This window comes from Fundidesulfovibrio butyratiphilus (assembly GCF_054657235.1).
Window position 1 is genome coordinate 608539 of record NZ_BAAHXA010000001.1, and the last position, 14777, is coordinate 623315.

Genomic DNA, 14777 nt, shown 5'->3' on the forward strand with positions numbered 1-14777 from the left:
CTCCCGACCAACCGTGTCCCCTCGCGGTTACAGCGCTTCGGCCGCCGCCTGGGCCGAGGCGAAGGCCCAATGCAGATTGTAGCCGCCCAATTGTCCGGCCACGTCCAGGGCTTCCCCCAGGATGAAAAGGCCGGGCGAGTCTTTGACTTCCATGGTCTTCGAAGAAATTCGGGACGTGTCCGCCCCTCCCGCCACGGCTTCGGCCTTTTTCAAGCCCGCCGTTCCCGAAGGCAACACCCGCCAGTTCGCAACCAAGTGGGACAGGCGAGCCGATTCCTCCTTGCGCAGTTGGGCCACGGGCCTGTCCGCCAGATCGGCGGGCAATACCAGCTCCGCCAATCGAGCCGGCAACAGTCGGGCAAGCGCGGTCTTGACCAGCGTTCGACCGGAAGCCCGCTCGCGAAGCGCGGCCGGAAGATCGCGACCCGGCAGCAGATCGAAATCCAAGGACTGGCCCGGCTTCCAGCGACACGAAGCCTGCAGCGCGGCCGGGCCGCTGAGGCCCTGGTGGGTGAAAAGCAGATCCTCGGCAAAGGATTTGCCCCCCGAGCGGAACGTCACCGGCAGGGAAATTCCGGTCAGGGCGGCGAAGGGCCACTGTTTCCCCATGGTCAGGGGCACCAGCACGGGCCGAAAGGCCACCATGCGCAAGCCGAACTGTCCGGCCAAACGCGCCATCAGATCCGTGGCCCCGATCTGGGGCCACGCCGGTCCCCCGCAGGCGATCACCAGACGCGAGGCGCTCAGGCGCAAGCCGTCGGACAGGACCAGTCGGTACTCCTGGCCGCGCTCCACGCTGTCCAGCGCACGCCCCAGATGAAAGACCACCCCCGAGGAGCGGCACTGGCTTTCCAAAAGGTCGGCCACCGCGCACGCCCCCTGGGTGCAGAAGAGTTTGCCGTTTGGCTCCTCGTAATGGGTGAGCCCGTACGTCGAGAGAAAGTCCAGGAAGCCGGCCTGGCCGAAACGGGCCAGGGCGGAGCGAACAAAGTTCGGGTTTTCGCCCAGATAGTGCTCGGGCTCCACCTTGACGTTGCCGAAGTTGCAACGGCCCCCGCCGGTTATGCGCAGTTTTCTGGCGGTCGCGGGTCCATGGTCCACCACGGCCACGTCCAGCCCGCGCCAGGAGGCATGCAAGGCGCAAAAGAGTCCGGAAGCTCCGGCCCCCAGAACGACAACGTCATGTTTCGACATGGGGGCTTTTACGCCGAGGCGATGGACGAGTAAACAGCGGCCGCCGCCGGTTGCGGGGAAAAACGCGGTCCCTGTTCGCATCGGCACGCCAGGGCGTGGGCCAAGGCGGCGTGTGCAAGAAAAAAGGCGTCCGCCAAAAGACGGACGCCTTGACTGCATTGGAAACGAAACGGTTAGAACTTGTAGACCAGGCCGAAAGCCACCTTCCAGGCGTCGCCGTCCTGGGCGCGGTTGGTGAAACGGCGGCCCCACACGGAGCTCTGGAAATCGCCGTGAGCCCAGCCGGTTTCGACGATGGCCGACAGGTTTTCGTAGATGGCGTAGGTGTGGTCGAAGTTGACGCCGAGGGTGTATTCGTTCTCGGTCAGGTCACGACCCATCTGCAGGTAGTTGCCCACACCCGAGATCAGGTTGGCCTTGCGCAGACCCGAGGCGGAGTTGGTGCCGTGGGCGTAGGTGAAGGTCAAACGATGAGTGAGGTCTTTGATGAAGCTGATGTTGTTGAGGGACACGCTAAAGCCCATGCTGCCCATGGGGTTGGTGGCCATGAACCCGTAGGCGAATTCCTGGCTGGTGTTGAACAGGAAGGAGGTCGAGGGACCCCAGTTGGTGACCATGACCGGCATGCGCTCGGAACCGTTGGTCACGGAGCTGTCTTCACCGGTGGAGTACCAGAAGGCGAGCTGGGGAGTCAGCATGTCGAAGCCGGTGTATTCGGCGGCCACGTCGAAAAAGAAGCCGGAACGCTTGGAGGAGCTTCTGTCGCCGTTGGCGCCGGAACCGTAGATCACGTCGGCGTAGAACTTGAAGGGATCAAGCACGGTGACGGCCAGGGTGGTGCCGACCCACCAGTAGGTGTTGTACTGGTTGGAGTAGGTGGTGGCGCCGGAATAGGGCATGACGGCCATCATGTTGGTGCCCAGGCTTTCGTTGCTGGGGAAGTTGCTGCCCACGCCGACGTTCTGCAGGGCGGCGTCACGTCCGAGCACGCCGAGCATGGCCCAGGGGGTGGCCTTGAAGCCGTCGACCGAGATGGGCACGGTCAGGAAGAAGGCGTCGAGGGTGCCGTACTGGGTGGTGGTGGTGTTCTGGAACAGGGTGTTGTTCTTCATGAGACGCAGATAGCCGCCGGCCACCTGCACGGTCTCGCCCATGATGGGGGCGTCGAACATGGCCATGGCCGCCTGGGTGCCGCCGAGGACCGGGTTGGCGCCGAAGAGGTCGGCGGACGACACGGGCAGGTCAACGGGGGTCAGGCCGACGGTGAACTGCACGTCGGTGCCGGGCCATTTGAACTGCAGGTAGCACTGGTACACGTCGATGGACACGGCCGGGTTATCCACGGTCATGGTGTTGTTGCCCCAGGCGATGTCGTTGACGCGGATGCCCAGACGGAATTTCAGGCTTTCGTTGGCAATGAAGTCGGTGCGCAGGCGAAAACGCTGCCAGATGACGAAATCATCGGCGGTCTGCGTGCCGGTGGAGTTCCAGCCGGTGTAAAAGAGGTTTGAAAAATAGTTGGCATGGATGCGGGCGTCACCGGTCATTTTGACCTCGGTGGCGGCCTGCGCCGTAACGGCGAATAGGGTCATACACAAGGTCGCCAAAGCCAGAATACGTTTCATCGCCAGAGTACTCCTCTCAAGTTTTGCTCCGCCTTTCGCCCTCATATGGCCAGCGGAATCCGTTTTTTGGGTCATCTCATTCCCTGTTGGGCGGACAATGCTTAAAATTTACTAAAATGTCAATTGTTCGCAACCCCATCGCAATCCCCTACAGAAATGGGAAAACACAGGTCATTTGCAACACTTCAGCATAATTAAGCTTTACTCCAACCCTCAAATCCGGGCCTTTGCCATCGCATGCGCATCCGCCTCCTGACGGGACGGATGACATGAGCCTTGCGCTCACGGACGGAAGAAACTTTCACCCCTCGTGACGCCTGGTTTGACGTCAATCATCACGCAGTCACACAATTATTTAATCTTGTAACACCAAGAATTCTTCATGTCAAAACGGACTGTTGCATGCGTGAAAATAACAATACTGTGACCGATAGGCCGGTCGCACGCAGGACAGGCAGACGGATTGCGTGTCCGCCTGCCTGGTCCCTTTCGGCGACATGCTGGCCATTCCTGTGCACGGAGGCTCGGAGCGAACCGTCAGTTGCAAAATCCTCGCTGTCGGCGTCGTCTCGCGCGAGTCAAACCCGCACGGCATGGGAATTTCCCCTTGACTCGGCCCACGTTCGCGCCGTGTCCGCCGGCTTTAGGAACCGGCGGCTAGCAGCCCGTTGAAAAATCTTTGCTGGCTGCGTTGCTGCGAAAAACTCAAACCCTCAACGGATGCCAACGACGCTTCGAGATTGACTTTTTTGCGCGCCTTGCCAGCACGTTTTTTGAACAGACTGCAAGAATCGACTTTTTCAACAGGCTGCTAGGCCGCCCGACTGGACACTGCGGCCATGTTCCGGGAAATGACGTCATAAAGCTTGTTGTTGCGACCGATCCGGCCTTCAACCTCGATCAGGGCCGTCCCAAGCTCCTGGCGCGCCTGTTCGCGCCGGCCCGAAGCCTGGAGCACCAGCGCCAGGTTGTTGCGAATCTTGGCCACATGCATGGGACCACCCCGCATGGCGGCCAGGCGGATCGCTTCCTCCAAGTCGTTCAGGGCGTCGTCAATGCGGCCCTGCCGGAAGGCTTCCATTCCACGTTTGTTGTAGACGCTGATGGCTTTGCAAGCGCACATATCAGGATCTCCTTCCAGAAGGGGTCACGGGAGAATTTTCGACCAAAGCGACCTCCCGCAAATGTTCCGAGAGAGTCGACACGCCGCAGGCATGCAAAAGCTGAAGGGGGATGTTGTTCGTCTTGGCGAGCTTGAAGGCTTTTTTCTTGGCCTCATGTGACACTTTGTTGGTGAAGACAATGACCATGTCCACTCCACCCAGGCGTTGGGAAATGTTGCTCTCCTGTCCGGTGAAAACTTTCAGAGTAATTCCTTGATCCTTTGCCGTGTTTATGTATTCCCTCTTGAGTCTGTCCATACCGCCGACCAATGCTGCGCACATGGGGACACCTTTCTTTTCGCTGTACTCCAGGGCGTTTCGCCCCAGGCAAAGCCTGATTAATTGAAAATGATTTTCAATGTCAATATAAAATCGATCCCGTCCCACTCCGTGAAACCAGTTTTCAAGGCAACCACTCAAAATTGTTTGGGAAGAGAGAGATCAGGAGAAAACATAACCCAGGTCCGCAAGCACGGACCCTGTTCCCGGGAGACAAAACCACGCAGCGCCTGTCACGCCTTCGCCGGCCAGGCCCTCCGCCTCGCGGTCACATCTGACGACTTCAGCCCTGCTTTTGGCCGTCCCGCCCGGCGGACTGGACCACCACCCGCCTGGCGCCGGCGTAGCTGCGGCTCCAGACCGGATTGTCGAGCGAACTGATGCGCACCGTGCCGCCCGAGGACGTGGAATGGATAAATTGCCCATCTCCCAGGTAAAGCCCCACATGGTGCACGCGCTTCTTTCCAAAAAACACCAGATCGCCCTTTTGCAACTTGTCTCGGGAAACCGGGGTTCCCTCCTGGAACTGGGCGCGCGAATTGCGGGCGATGTCCACCCCGGACTCGCTATAGACCCAGTTTGTGAAGCCCGAGCAATCAAACCCGCTCTTGGGGCTGGAACCGCCCAAAATGTAACGCTTTCCCACCTGGGACTTGGCGTGCTTGGCCAACTCGTCCAGGTTGGCCACCGTGGGCCCCGAATCGCTCGCCTCCTCCGTTGCCGCAGATTGCTCCGTGTCGTCCACGGTCTTTGCCGCGGTCCGGACATGCGGCTTTGTCGACGAACTCTTGACGCTTCTTGCCTGCAAGGCCGCCACCGCGCGCAACACCGACTCCTCTTCGGCGGTAAACGGAGCCGTGCCCTTTGCGGCCTGCTGTTCGGAGCCGGTTGAAACGGCTTGTTCGGCAACAGGCGTCTCCCTCGCCTTGGATTGCGAGCCTTGCGCGTCGGTCGAAGCGGCCTGGTCGGCAACAGACGCCTCCCCCACCTTGGATTGCGCGCCTTGCGTTTCGGTCGAAAACACCGGTCGCGCCGCCAAATCCACTTGGCCCCGCACAATGTGCGGCCCTGAAGACGTCTGGTCCTTGACGGAGGTTCGCGACGCGGAACGCACGGCAACGGCCTGGTCCAGACTGGAGCGAAGGAATGTCGCAAACCCCTGTTGGGACTGGACGTTCTTCTTCGCGCGATAAGGCGGCGAACTGGCTGCGGGTGGGGCTCCCGATGCGTATATCCAGGGATCGATGGCCATGGGCTCCTCCGCTGTTGCTGGTACGCCGGGATACAAGCAAAATACGTGCCTATTTCAAAACAATAGCGCCCGGCACAGCCTCCCCGCAGGGCGAACTCGGGAACGGATGCCCTAACAGCCCGCCCAAAAAGTCGATTCTTGCAGCCTGTTCAAAAAACATGCTGGCAAGGCGCAAGAAAAAGTCAATCCCGAAGCGGAGTTGGCATCCGTTGAGGAGTTGAATTTTTCGCAGCAACGCAGCCAGCAAGGATTTTTCAAAAGGCTGCTAACGGCCACCGGCGGCCCTCTTGCGCGCCGGCACTCCGTTTTGCGGAGAGAACCTCCCGCGCCCTTTCCCCGCGTCCCCCCGCGAAGCGAAAGACCACCGACGCAGCGACGCGACACGCTTGCGCCCGGAACCGGCCTGCCCTACAAAAGCGCTCGCCCGGATAACACCCGGACCGGGCCGAACACTGTCCACAAGCGAGGAACCTATGGCCATGCGCGGAGCCGGGGGAACCCCCGGCGGGGTGGGTCACTTCTTTCTCGGACTCGCCATGATGCTCGGCGGAGTGTATCTGTTTTTGAGTTCCGTCCATGTCTACAACGTCTTCGGCTTCGATTACACGCTGTTGCGATACGGCCCCATGCGGCTGACCGGCGGCGCCTTGCTCCTGCCCTTCTGCCTGGGCGTGGCCATGATCTTTTTCAAGGCCAAAAGTCCGCTGGGTTGGCTCCTGGCCATGGGCAGCCTGACGGCCATCTGCGTGGGGCTCATCGTCTCCGTGCGATTCAGCTTCGTGGGCATGTCCATGCTCGACCTCCTAAGCATCCTGTTGCTTATCGCGGGCGGCGCGGGCCTGTTCCTGGGCTCGTTGCGCTCCGCCCGAACCTGACCCCAACCGGAAGGATTGAACGAAGAAGCCTGCCCCCAGGGCATTCCGCTTCCCGCGATCCTCGTGTACAAGGCCCCATGCGCAAAGCTCTTTTCCTTTTCCTGACTGTCGCCCTGGTCTCCCTGGTCGTTCCCTGTCGCCACGCCCTGGCGGCCGACCCGGACATTGAGCGTTTGGTTTCCAAAATGACCCTGGAAGAAAAGATCGGCCAGATGCTCATGGTCTTCTTCAAGGGCCCGGAAGTCTCCCCGGAACTCAAGGCCATGATCGCCACACACAAGGTGGGCGGCGTTATCCTCTATACCGGAGCGGGCAACCCGTCCGACGCGGCCTCCACGGCCAAGCTTTGCGCCGCGGCCCAGGCCGTGGCCGCCTCCACGCCCCAGAAGGTCGGGCTTTTCGTGGGCATCGACCAGGAGGGCGGCCCCGTGGTGCGCCTGCGCCAGGGCGTGACCCTGTTTCCCAGCCAGATGGCCGTGGCCGCCACCGGCAACCGCGAGCACGCCCGGACCATGGCCCGCATCACCGCCCAGGAGCTCAAGGCCCTGGGCGTGAACACGAATTTCGCTCCGGTGGCCGACGTCAACGTCAATCCCAAGAATCCGATCATCTCCATACGGTCCTTCGGCTCCGATCCGGCCCTGGTCTCGCGCATGGTGGCGGCCATGACCGAAGAATACGTGCGCGCCAAGGTGATCTGCACGCCCAAGCACTTTCCCGGCCACGGCGACACCAGCGTGGACTCCCACGTGGGCCTGCCGGTCAACCCCCACGACATGCGCACCCTGGAGCGGGTGGACTTTCCGCCCTTTCAGGCCTCCTTCGCGGCCCACGCCCCGGCGGTGATGACCGCCCACGTGGAAACCCCGGCCCTGGACTCCACCCCCGCGACGCCCGCCACCCTGTCGAGCAAGATCCTGGACGGAACGCTTCGCAAAAAGCTGCGCTTCGACGGACTCATCGTCACCGACTCCATGGGCATGGGCGCGCTGGACAAGACCGTGGGCACCGTGGAAGCCTCGGTCCTGGCGGCCAAGGCCGGAGCCGACGTCCTGCTGTTCGGCGCCGACGTGGGACACGAACCCGCCGAACAACTGGCGGCCATCGCCCGCCTTACCGCCGCGGTGCAATCCGGCGAGTTGCCCGTCGAGCGGATCAACGACGCCGTGCGCCGCATCCTCACGGTGAAAAAGGCCTATGGCATCCTGGACGCCAAGGCCATTCCCGACCTGTCTGCCGAGTCCGCCTTTCTGGCCGGCAATGCCGACAATCTCCAGGCCGCCCGCCGGATCGCCGAGGATTCCATCACCCTGGTGCGCGACACCCGCCGTATGCTGCCCCTCGCGTCCAAGGGCGAGGTGCTCGTCGTCTGGCCCAGACGCAACGACAACGCCCCCACCGAGCCCCTGGCCTCCCTGCCCGGGGCCAAGCTCATGCTTCTGCCGGCCAAGCCCGGAGCCGACGACATCCGCCGGGTCGCCCAGGCCGCGGCCAAGGCCGACAAGATTGTGGCCATAACCTACGACGCTCTGCGAAACCCGGCCCAACAGGCCCTGGTGCGGGCCATTTTGGCGGTCAAACAGCAAGACGTCATCCACGTGGCCCTGGGCGCTCCCTACGACATCCCGCTGTTTCCCAGCGCTCCGGTGGCCGTGGCCACCTACGGCGACGCGCCGGTCTCGGTGGAGGCCCTGGCCAAGGGCCTGAAGGGCGAAATTCCCCTGCGAGGACGCCTGCCCGTCGTCCTGCGATGATCGTGAGCGCCTCGCGGCGCGCCGACATTCCGGCCCAGTACGCCCGGTGGTTCCTGAACCGAGCCCGGGCCGGATACGCCGTGTCGGTCAACCCCTTCGACGCCAGACGCGCCAGCCGCGTCAGTCTCCTTCCTTCGGACGTGGACGCCGTGGTCTTCTGGACCCGCGACCCCCGACCCTTGCTGCCCCACCTGGACGAACTGGCGGACCTGGGACTGGATTCGTACGTCCAGTTCACGCTGCTCGACTACCCCAGAGCCCTGCATCCGGCCGGCCTGGAAGCCGACAAGGCGGTGTCCGCCTTTCTGGCCCGGCCCATGCGTTGGGACCGGACCGGGTGCTGTGGCGCTACGACCCGTTGGTTTTCAGCACGCTGACCCCGCCCGCCCTGCACCGCGAACGATTCGCCCACCTGTGCCGCACCTTGTCCGGCGCCACGCGGCGGGTGACCGTGAGTCTGTTCGAACCGTATCGCAAGACGCGAAAACGCCTGACCCAGGCCGGAGTGGACCTCCTGGCCCCGGGCGAGGCCGAACTGACCGATCTCTTGGCCTTCATGGCCGATCAGGCCCGGTCCCACGGCATGATCCCCTCCAGTTGCGCCAGCGACTACGGCCTGGACCGGTTCGGGTTCGAACCCGCCGCCTGCGTGGACGCCGACCTCATCCGCCGTCTGTTCGGCAAGCCCCCGGACCGAGGCAAAGACCCCCATCAGCGCAAAGCGTGCCTGTGCGCCCGAAGCGTGGACATCGGCATGTACGACGCCTGCACCGCCGGTTGCGTCTACTGCTACGCCACCGCCTCCCCGTCCCGCAGCGCGGCCAACCGACGCGCCCACGATCCGAACTCGCCCTCCCTGCTGGGCTGGCGAGACGCCCGGCAGTCCCAGGAACAGGGGCGTCTGATCTGAACCGTGCGTGGCGCAATGGACGCCCGGGCTGTCGATTTCGGTACAGGCTCCCGGAAAAGAATGCGCCCCGCGTGTTTCTTTGCCGCAACCCGTCACGGCCAGCGCGCAGGCGAGCTTGACGCAACCTCCCGACAGAAAGAACGGTTTTTTCAAAACGCGCATTGCGTGTGGGCATTAGTCCTTATTGATAGAAATTTTCTATTAAACCCATTCGACCTATCGGCGTTGACAATCCTTCGGCCGACACTAAGAATTATTATTGAGTAGTCACAACTGTCATGATGCACATTCCTTACCCGACAGGCCATCTCGGCGAACGGCCCGCAAGGGGGCCGAAACCTTTGAACCCAATTCAGGGTGAGCAAAGAAGGGTCCTTTGGCGCGTATCCGTCCCAACTCCCTGGCGTCCATCCGCTTCGAGCTTTCCTGGAAGAGCCCTGGAGCCAGGCATCGAGAGGCTTTTCTGGCCCAAAGGGTCAATTTCTGGCGGGACATCCTGCCGGATTCCCTCGGTGAAAAGCTCATAGGGCTGGCGCCCGGCGAGGAGGTCGAAATGCACTTTCAACGCGGGAAGGTCTTTCCCGAACACGACAAGGGCCTGCTCCGGGAGGTGAAGGCCAAGACCTTTTCTCCGCCACGGCCCGACTTGATCATGGCCGGCCCGAGGGTGGGACGCTACTACCCCAGGGGGATGTTCCGCGGGATCGGCGATGTCTATCCCCAGGACATGCGCCCCGTGCGCGTGGTGGACAAGCATCGGAACACCCTGCTTCTCGACGGCAACCACCCCATGGCTTCGCGCGCGTTCACCCTGCGGGCCACGGTTCTGGAAGCCAGGGCCAAGCCCAGCGAAACCGGCGGACGGCTTTCCCACTGGCTGGAGGAGGTGTGCGATTACGGTCCGGGCATGCAGGTTCGCGCGCCGAATCGGGACACGGACTTTTTCCATCCCGGCGCGTTGTGCCGTCACGACTGCCGGGACGACGCCTCCTTCTACCAGTCCCCCCGCCTGGTTGGCCATGTGGACGCGCAGGCGTCGAGCCTGTTCAGGCAATTCTACGGGGAAAGCCTGTCTCCCGGGGACAGGGTGCTCGACATCATGAGCGGCTACCAGTCCCATCTGCCGTTCGACATGAAGCTCCGGGTGATCGGCCTGGGCCTGAACCGGGACGAAATGGCGGCCAATCCCGCGCTTTCCAGGCGGGTGGAGCACGACCTGAACGCCAAGTCCGAGCTGGACTTCGCGGACGGCAGTTTCGACGCCGTGGTGATGAGCCTTTCCTTCGAGTACCTGACCGACCCCCGGGCCGTGCTGGCCGAATGCCGCCGGGTGCTGGTTCCGGGGGGAAGGATGCTGATCGGGTTTTCCAACCGATGGTTTCCCGCCAAGGTCGTAGCCCTCTGGCCGGACCTGCACGAGTTCGAACGCCTGGGGCTGGTGAAGCAGCTCCTCGACCGGGAGGGCTTTACGGAACTGGCCACCACCTCGGCCCGCAACTGGCGGCGTCCCAACGACGACCGGCACTTTCTGGCCACAAGGGGAATCAGCGATCCGGTCTATCTGGTGGAGGGCGTAAAGGCCTGACGGGCGCGGTCCCATCCCGGCCCGATCGGCCAGACCATGCGGCCGACGCCGAAGCGCCCCGTTCGGGAAAAGCCCGGGCGGGGCGCGCTCGCGTTCAGGCCCGGGCCTTTTTCGCGTCTTTCGCGGCGCTTTCGGCCAGTTCGGACGAGATGTCGTAGCGGGTCAATTTTTTCACCACGGTGGAGTGGTCCACGCCAAGCGCCGCCGCGGCCCGCCGACACGAACCGTACTTGCGCATGGCCCGTATCCAGTAGCGGCGTTCAAAGGCGTCGCGAGCCTGGCGGTAGGTCATTTCCGCGCTGTGGGACTCCGGGGTTTTGCCTTGCAGTCTCAGGGTCATGCACTCGGGCAGATGCTCCGGGCCGATCAGGGACTTGTCGCTTATGATGATGAGGCGCTCCATCAGGTTTTCCAGCTCGCGCACGTTGCCCGGCCAGTCGTATTCCAGGAGCCCGCGCAGAACTTCCGGCGAAAGCTGGCGGCTGAGCTTGTGCCGCTCGTTGAATTTGTCCACGAAGTGCTGCGACAGGGGGATGATGTCCTCCGGGCGCTTGCGCAAGGGCGGAATCACCAGCTTGAGCACGTTCAACCGATAGTAGAGATCGGATCGAAAAGTCTTTTTTCGAACCATTTCCTCCAGACTGCAATTGGTGGCCGCGACGATGCGCACATCCACCTTGCGCAGCTTCTTGCCGCCCACGCGGTAGAATTCCTTCTGCTGGATAAAGCGCAACAGCTTGGCCTGAAGCGTCAGGGGAATCTCGCCGATCTCGTCCAGAAAGACCGTGCCCTTGTGGGCCATTTCCAGAAGGCCTATGCGACCGTCCTTGTTCGCCCCGGTGAAAGCGCCCGGCTCGTAGCCGAACAATTCGGATTCAAGAAGGTTTTCGGGGATGGCGCTGCAGTTGATCTTGAGAAACACGTCGTTTTTGCGCGGGCTGTGCTTGTGCACCAGGTCGGCGATGACCTCCTTGCCCACGCCGGTTTCGCCTTCGATAAGCAGATGGGAGTCCACCTGGGAGAACTTCACGGCCATGGATTTGAGCTGCCGCATGGCCGGGCTGGAAAAGGTCGGGTCGTCCTGCTGGCCCTGCATGAGCGATGAGACGATCTGGCTGTACTGGTCGAGCTGCTCCTGCGAGGAGGCCAGGGCCATGCGCAGTTTGGAAAGCTCGGTCGTGTCGCGGATGTTGACCACCACACGGTAGAGCTCCCCCTTGTCGTCGAAAAGCGGACTGGCCGTGATGTGACTCACCCGACCGGTGCGAAACGTCTGGCTCAGGCTGTGCACCTTGCCGGTTTCGACCACCGTGGAGGTGGGCGAATCGCTCACCAGACCGTCTTCCACGATCTCATAGGTGCTTCGGCCGATGATCTCCAGGGGCGGTATCCCCGTTATGTGCTCGTAGTTCTTCGTGATCCGTAAGTAGATCCCCTTGCCGTCCGCCACCACGATGGCGTCGTGCGAGGTTTCGAGAATGTCGTTGAGCTCGCGATTGGACTGCACAAGGTCGGCGATGCGCCAATGTTCGCCCGGCGATGTCTGCTCATGGAGCAGGCAAAAGAAAAAGCTCACCCCTTCATGCGTGAGGTGGTGGATTTCCAGGGTGGCCGTTCCCAAGCGCACCACTTTGCTGGCTGGAACTTTCCCCGCCTTGTTGATCAGCTCCAGAACGGACTTCCGCACGACCGCCAGATCAAGATCCGGATTTTCTCCCACATGGAGAAACCGCCCCTTTTTATCGAGCAACAGGCACGTGGTTTTGCCGGGGCAGAAATGGCTCATGGCGACTCCATAGGCCGACTCCCCAAACGGAAGCCGAGTATGGTGATTTTTTTACTCCACATGGTGAAAAGTTTCACCACTAAAACAAGTTCATAAATTCAAGGCTGTTTGGGAACAGGCGGTGAAGAAAATCACCAACTCACCGATCCGTGAAGAAGGCGAAAAAAGGCTGATAAGGCCGGAAGCCGCGCCAATGCTGGCTCGCCGCCGGTGGCATGTGAATTGCTGATCCGAGAGTATCCAATTGTTTCATACACCTCAAGACCGGAGAAGGATTCTATGCCCCAATTTCTGACAGCAAAAGAAGCAGTCGCCCTCATCAAGGACAACTCCACGGTAGTGGCTGAAGGCTTCGTCACCCAGAACGGCGCCGAAGTCCTCCTCACCGCCCTGGAACAGCGGTTTCTTGAGACGGGCGGCCCCACCGGCCTCACGCTTGTCTATGCGGCGGGCCAAGGTGACGGCAAGGACCGCTGTCTCAACCATCTCGGTCACGAAAAGCTGATCAAGCGCGTCATCGGCGGGCACTGGAACCTCTGCCCCAAGCTCGGCAAGCTGGCCAGCGAAGAAAAGATCGAAGCCTACAACCTCCCTCAGGGCGTTATCGCCCAGATGTATCGCGATATCGCCGGGGGACGCCCTGGCACACTCTCCCACGTGGGCCTCATGACTTTTGTCGATCCCCGTCTGGACGGCGGCAAGATCAACTCCGTCACCAAGGAAGACCTGGTCGAACTGGTGACCGTGGGAGGCAAGGAACAGCTTTTTTACAAGGGTTTTCCCCTGGACGCCTGCATTTTGCGCGGCACCTACGCCGACGAAAAGGGCAACATCTCCCTGGAAAAGGACGGCATCACCCTGGGCGTGCTTCCCATAGCCCAGGCCGTGCGCAACTGCGGCGGGCTGGTCATCGTGCAGGTGGAAGGCGTGGTCAAGGCCGGCACCCTCGATCCCAGGCTGGTGAAGATTCCCGGCATCTACGTCGACGTGGTGGTCGCGGTCACGGCCGAAGAAAACGCCAACCCCGGCGACCAATACACCCGCGCGGCCGCCTGTGGCGACATCCGCATGGTCACCAGCTCCATCCCGGCCATCGAACTGGACGAGCGCAAAATCATCGCCCGCCGGGGCGCCATGGAGCTCACCCAGGGCGCGGTGGTCAACCTGGGCATCGGTATGCCCGAAATGGTCTCCATGGTGGCCAACGAGGAAGGCATCGGGGAGTACATGACCCTGACCGTGGAGTCCGGTCCCGTGGGCGGCATTCCGGCCGGCGGCTCCCTGTTCGGCGTGGCCTTCAACCCGGACTGCATCCTGGATCAGGCCTCCCAGTTCGACTTCTACGACGGCGGCGGCATCGACCTGGCCTATCTGGGATTGGCCGAGTGCGACCAGGAAGGCAACATCAACGTCAGCAAGCTGGGCCCGCGCGTGACCGGCTGCGGCGGGTTCATCAACATCACCCAGAACGCCAAGAAGGTCTTCTACTGCGGCACCTTTACGGCCAAGGGCCTCAAGATCGCCGTGGAAGACGGCAAGCTCAACATCGTCAGCGAAGGCTCCAACAAGAAGTTCGTCAAGAAGGTCGGGCATGTGACCTTCAGCGGCCAGTACGCCGTGTCCGTCAACCAGCCCGTTCTCTACATCACGGAACGCGCCGTGTTCGAACTGCGCAAGGACGGCCTGCATCTGATCGAAGTGGCTCCCGGCGTGAACATCCAGAAGGATATTCTCGATCTCATGGACTTCGTGCCCAAGATGGACACCCCGCCCAAGCTGATGGACGCCCGGATTTTCCGCCCCGAACCCATGGGACTGAAGTAAAACGCAAAGGAGACCATCGTGAGCTGGACCTATGACACTTTGAAGATCGGCAGCAAGGATTGCGTCAAGAAGGTCGTCACCGGCGAAGATGTCGAGCTCTTCGCCAAGATCAGCACGGACAACAACCCCGTCCACCTGGACGAGGAGTTCGCCAAGACCACGCCGTTCAAGCGGCGCATCGCCCACGGCATGTTCAGCGCCGGACTCGTCTCGGCCGTCCTGGGCACCAAGCTGCCCGGAAACGGAACCATCTACATGTCCCAAAGCCTGAACTTCAAGCGCCCCGTCTACCTGGGCGACGAACTGACCGCCTGGGTCGAAGTTTTCGAAAAGAACGATGAAAAGAAGCGCCTGAAGCTCAAGACCTGGGTCGAAAACCAGGACGGCAAGGCCGTTGTGGACGGCGAAGCGCTGGTCATGTTCGACAAGTAGCCCTTACCCCGGAATCCTCCCCTTGGTTGCCGCCGCGTCTGGAAGCCCCTCCACTCGCCGGACGCGGCGGCCAAACACGTCCGTTTTTTTCCTTGCGG

The 14777-nt window shown here is 62.0% G+C and carries 13 protein-coding genes; 7 read left to right on the forward strand and 6 right to left on the reverse strand.

What is annotated here, in order from left to right; genetic code table 11:
* Positions 1-27: 27 nt before the first annotated feature.
* From ACYQ01_RS03115 to ACYQ01_RS03135, 5 genes are all read right to left on the reverse strand, one after another.
* Complete coding sequence (locus ACYQ01_RS03115) at positions 28-1194, reverse strand: BaiN/RdsA family NAD(P)/FAD-dependent oxidoreductase (RefSeq protein ID WP_459932369.1); 1167 nt, start codon at positions 1192-1194, stop codon at positions 28-30.
* Between the two features lie 173 nt (positions 1195-1367).
* Positions 1368-2864, reverse strand: coding sequence for an outer membrane homotrimeric porin (locus ACYQ01_RS03120; RefSeq protein ID WP_459932370.1), 1497 nt, complete (start codon positions 2862-2864; stop codon positions 1368-1370).
* A 766-nt stretch (positions 2865-3630) separates the two neighbouring features.
* Entirely contained in the window at positions 3631-3942 is a 312-nt protein-coding gene (locus ACYQ01_RS03125) for a tetratricopeptide repeat protein (protein WP_459932371.1), read from the reverse strand.
* A gap of 1 nt (position 3943) precedes the next feature.
* On the reverse strand, positions 3944-4264 hold the full coding sequence (locus tag ACYQ01_RS03130) for a DUF2325 domain-containing protein (protein WP_459932372.1): 321 nt from the start codon (positions 4262-4264) through the stop codon (positions 3944-3946).
* 280 nt (positions 4265-4544) lie between these two features.
* Entirely contained in the window at positions 4545-5513 is a 969-nt protein-coding gene (locus tag ACYQ01_RS03135) for a C40 family peptidase (RefSeq protein ID WP_459932373.1), read from the reverse strand.
* A 473-nt stretch (positions 5514-5986) separates the two neighbouring features.
* On the opposite strand from ACYQ01_RS03135, the gene ACYQ01_RS03140 reads away from it, so the two are divergent.
* From ACYQ01_RS03140 to ACYQ01_RS03160, 5 genes are all read left to right on the forward strand, one after another.
* Positions 5987-6388 (forward strand): hypothetical protein, encoded by a 402-nt coding sequence (locus ACYQ01_RS03140; RefSeq protein WP_459932374.1) that lies wholly within the window; start codon positions 5987-5989, stop codon positions 6386-6388.
* Between the two features lie 77 nt (positions 6389-6465).
* Complete coding sequence (locus tag ACYQ01_RS03145; RefSeq protein ID WP_459932375.1) at positions 6466-8142, forward strand: glycoside hydrolase family 3 protein; 1677 nt, start codon at positions 6466-6468, stop codon at positions 8140-8142.
* A gap of 2 nt (positions 8143-8144) precedes the next feature.
* A complete protein-coding gene (locus ACYQ01_RS03150; protein ID WP_459932376.1) occupies positions 8145-8519 on the forward strand; it encodes a DUF1848 family protein in 375 nt (124 codons plus the stop codon).
* On the forward strand, positions 8480-9052 hold the full coding sequence (locus ACYQ01_RS03155; RefSeq protein WP_459932377.1) for a DUF1848 family protein: 573 nt from the start codon (positions 8480-8482) through the stop codon (positions 9050-9052). The genes ACYQ01_RS03150 and ACYQ01_RS03155 overlap by 40 nt, the downstream gene beginning before the upstream one ends.
* 376 nt (positions 9053-9428) lie before the next feature.
* On the forward strand, positions 9429-10637 hold the full coding sequence (locus tag ACYQ01_RS03160) for a methyltransferase domain-containing protein (protein ID WP_459932378.1): 1209 nt from the start codon (positions 9429-9431) through the stop codon (positions 10635-10637).
* A 94-nt stretch (positions 10638-10731) separates the two neighbouring features.
* Here ACYQ01_RS03160 and ACYQ01_RS03165 read toward each other — a convergent pair whose 3' ends face one another.
* Complete coding sequence (locus ACYQ01_RS03165) at positions 10732-12423, reverse strand: sigma-54 interaction domain-containing protein (RefSeq protein WP_459932379.1); 1692 nt, start codon at positions 12421-12423, stop codon at positions 10732-10734.
* A 279-nt stretch (positions 12424-12702) separates the two neighbouring features.
* On the opposite strand from ACYQ01_RS03165, the gene ACYQ01_RS03170 reads away from it, so the two are divergent.
* Together ACYQ01_RS03170 and ACYQ01_RS03175 are read left to right on the forward strand one after the other, a co-directional pair.
* The gene (locus ACYQ01_RS03170) at positions 12703-14247 is read left to right on the forward strand and encodes an acyl CoA:acetate/3-ketoacid CoA transferase (protein ID WP_459932380.1); all 1545 of its coding nucleotides are present in this window, start codon (positions 12703-12705) and stop codon (positions 14245-14247) included.
* Positions 14248-14265: 18 nt separating this feature from the next.
* The gene (locus tag ACYQ01_RS03175) at positions 14266-14679 is read left to right on the forward strand and encodes a MaoC family dehydratase (RefSeq protein ID WP_459932381.1); all 414 of its coding nucleotides are present in this window, start codon (positions 14266-14268) and stop codon (positions 14677-14679) included.
* The last annotated feature ends 98 nt before the right edge of the window (positions 14680-14777 follow it).

What these genes read in the sequence shown, in the direction of transcription:
- ACYQ01_RS03115 (WP_459932369.1), bottom strand. Translation starts at nt 1,194, where the DNA reads ATGTCGAAACATGACGTTGTCGTTCTGGGGGCCGGAGCTTCCGGACTC.
- ACYQ01_RS03120 (WP_459932370.1), bottom strand. Translation starts at nt 2,864, where the DNA reads ATGAGGGCGAAAGGCGGAGCAAAACTTGAGAGGAGTACTCTGGCGATG.
- ACYQ01_RS03125 (WP_459932371.1), bottom strand. Translation starts at nt 3,942, where the DNA reads ATGTGCGCTTGCAAAGCCATCAGCGTCTACAACAAACGTGGAATGGAA.
- ACYQ01_RS03130 (WP_459932372.1), bottom strand. Translation starts at nt 4,264, where the DNA reads ATGTGCGCAGCATTGGTCGGCGGTATGGACAGACTCAAGAGGGAATAC.
- ACYQ01_RS03135 (WP_459932373.1), bottom strand. Translation starts at nt 5,513, where the DNA reads ATGGCCATCGATCCCTGGATATACGCATCGGGAGCCCCACCCGCAGCC.
- ACYQ01_RS03140 (WP_459932374.1), top strand. Translation starts at nt 5,987, where the DNA reads ATGGCCATGCGCGGAGCCGGGGGAACCCCCGGCGGGGTGGGTCACTTC.
- ACYQ01_RS03145 (WP_459932375.1), top strand. Translation starts at nt 6,466, where the DNA reads ATGCGCAAAGCTCTTTTCCTTTTCCTGACTGTCGCCCTGGTCTCCCTG.
- ACYQ01_RS03165 (WP_459932379.1), bottom strand. Translation starts at nt 12,423, where the DNA reads ATGAGCCATTTCTGCCCCGGCAAAACCACGTGCCTGTTGCTCGATAAA.
- ACYQ01_RS03170 (WP_459932380.1), top strand. Translation starts at nt 12,703, where the DNA reads ATGCCCCAATTTCTGACAGCAAAAGAAGCAGTCGCCCTCATCAAGGAC.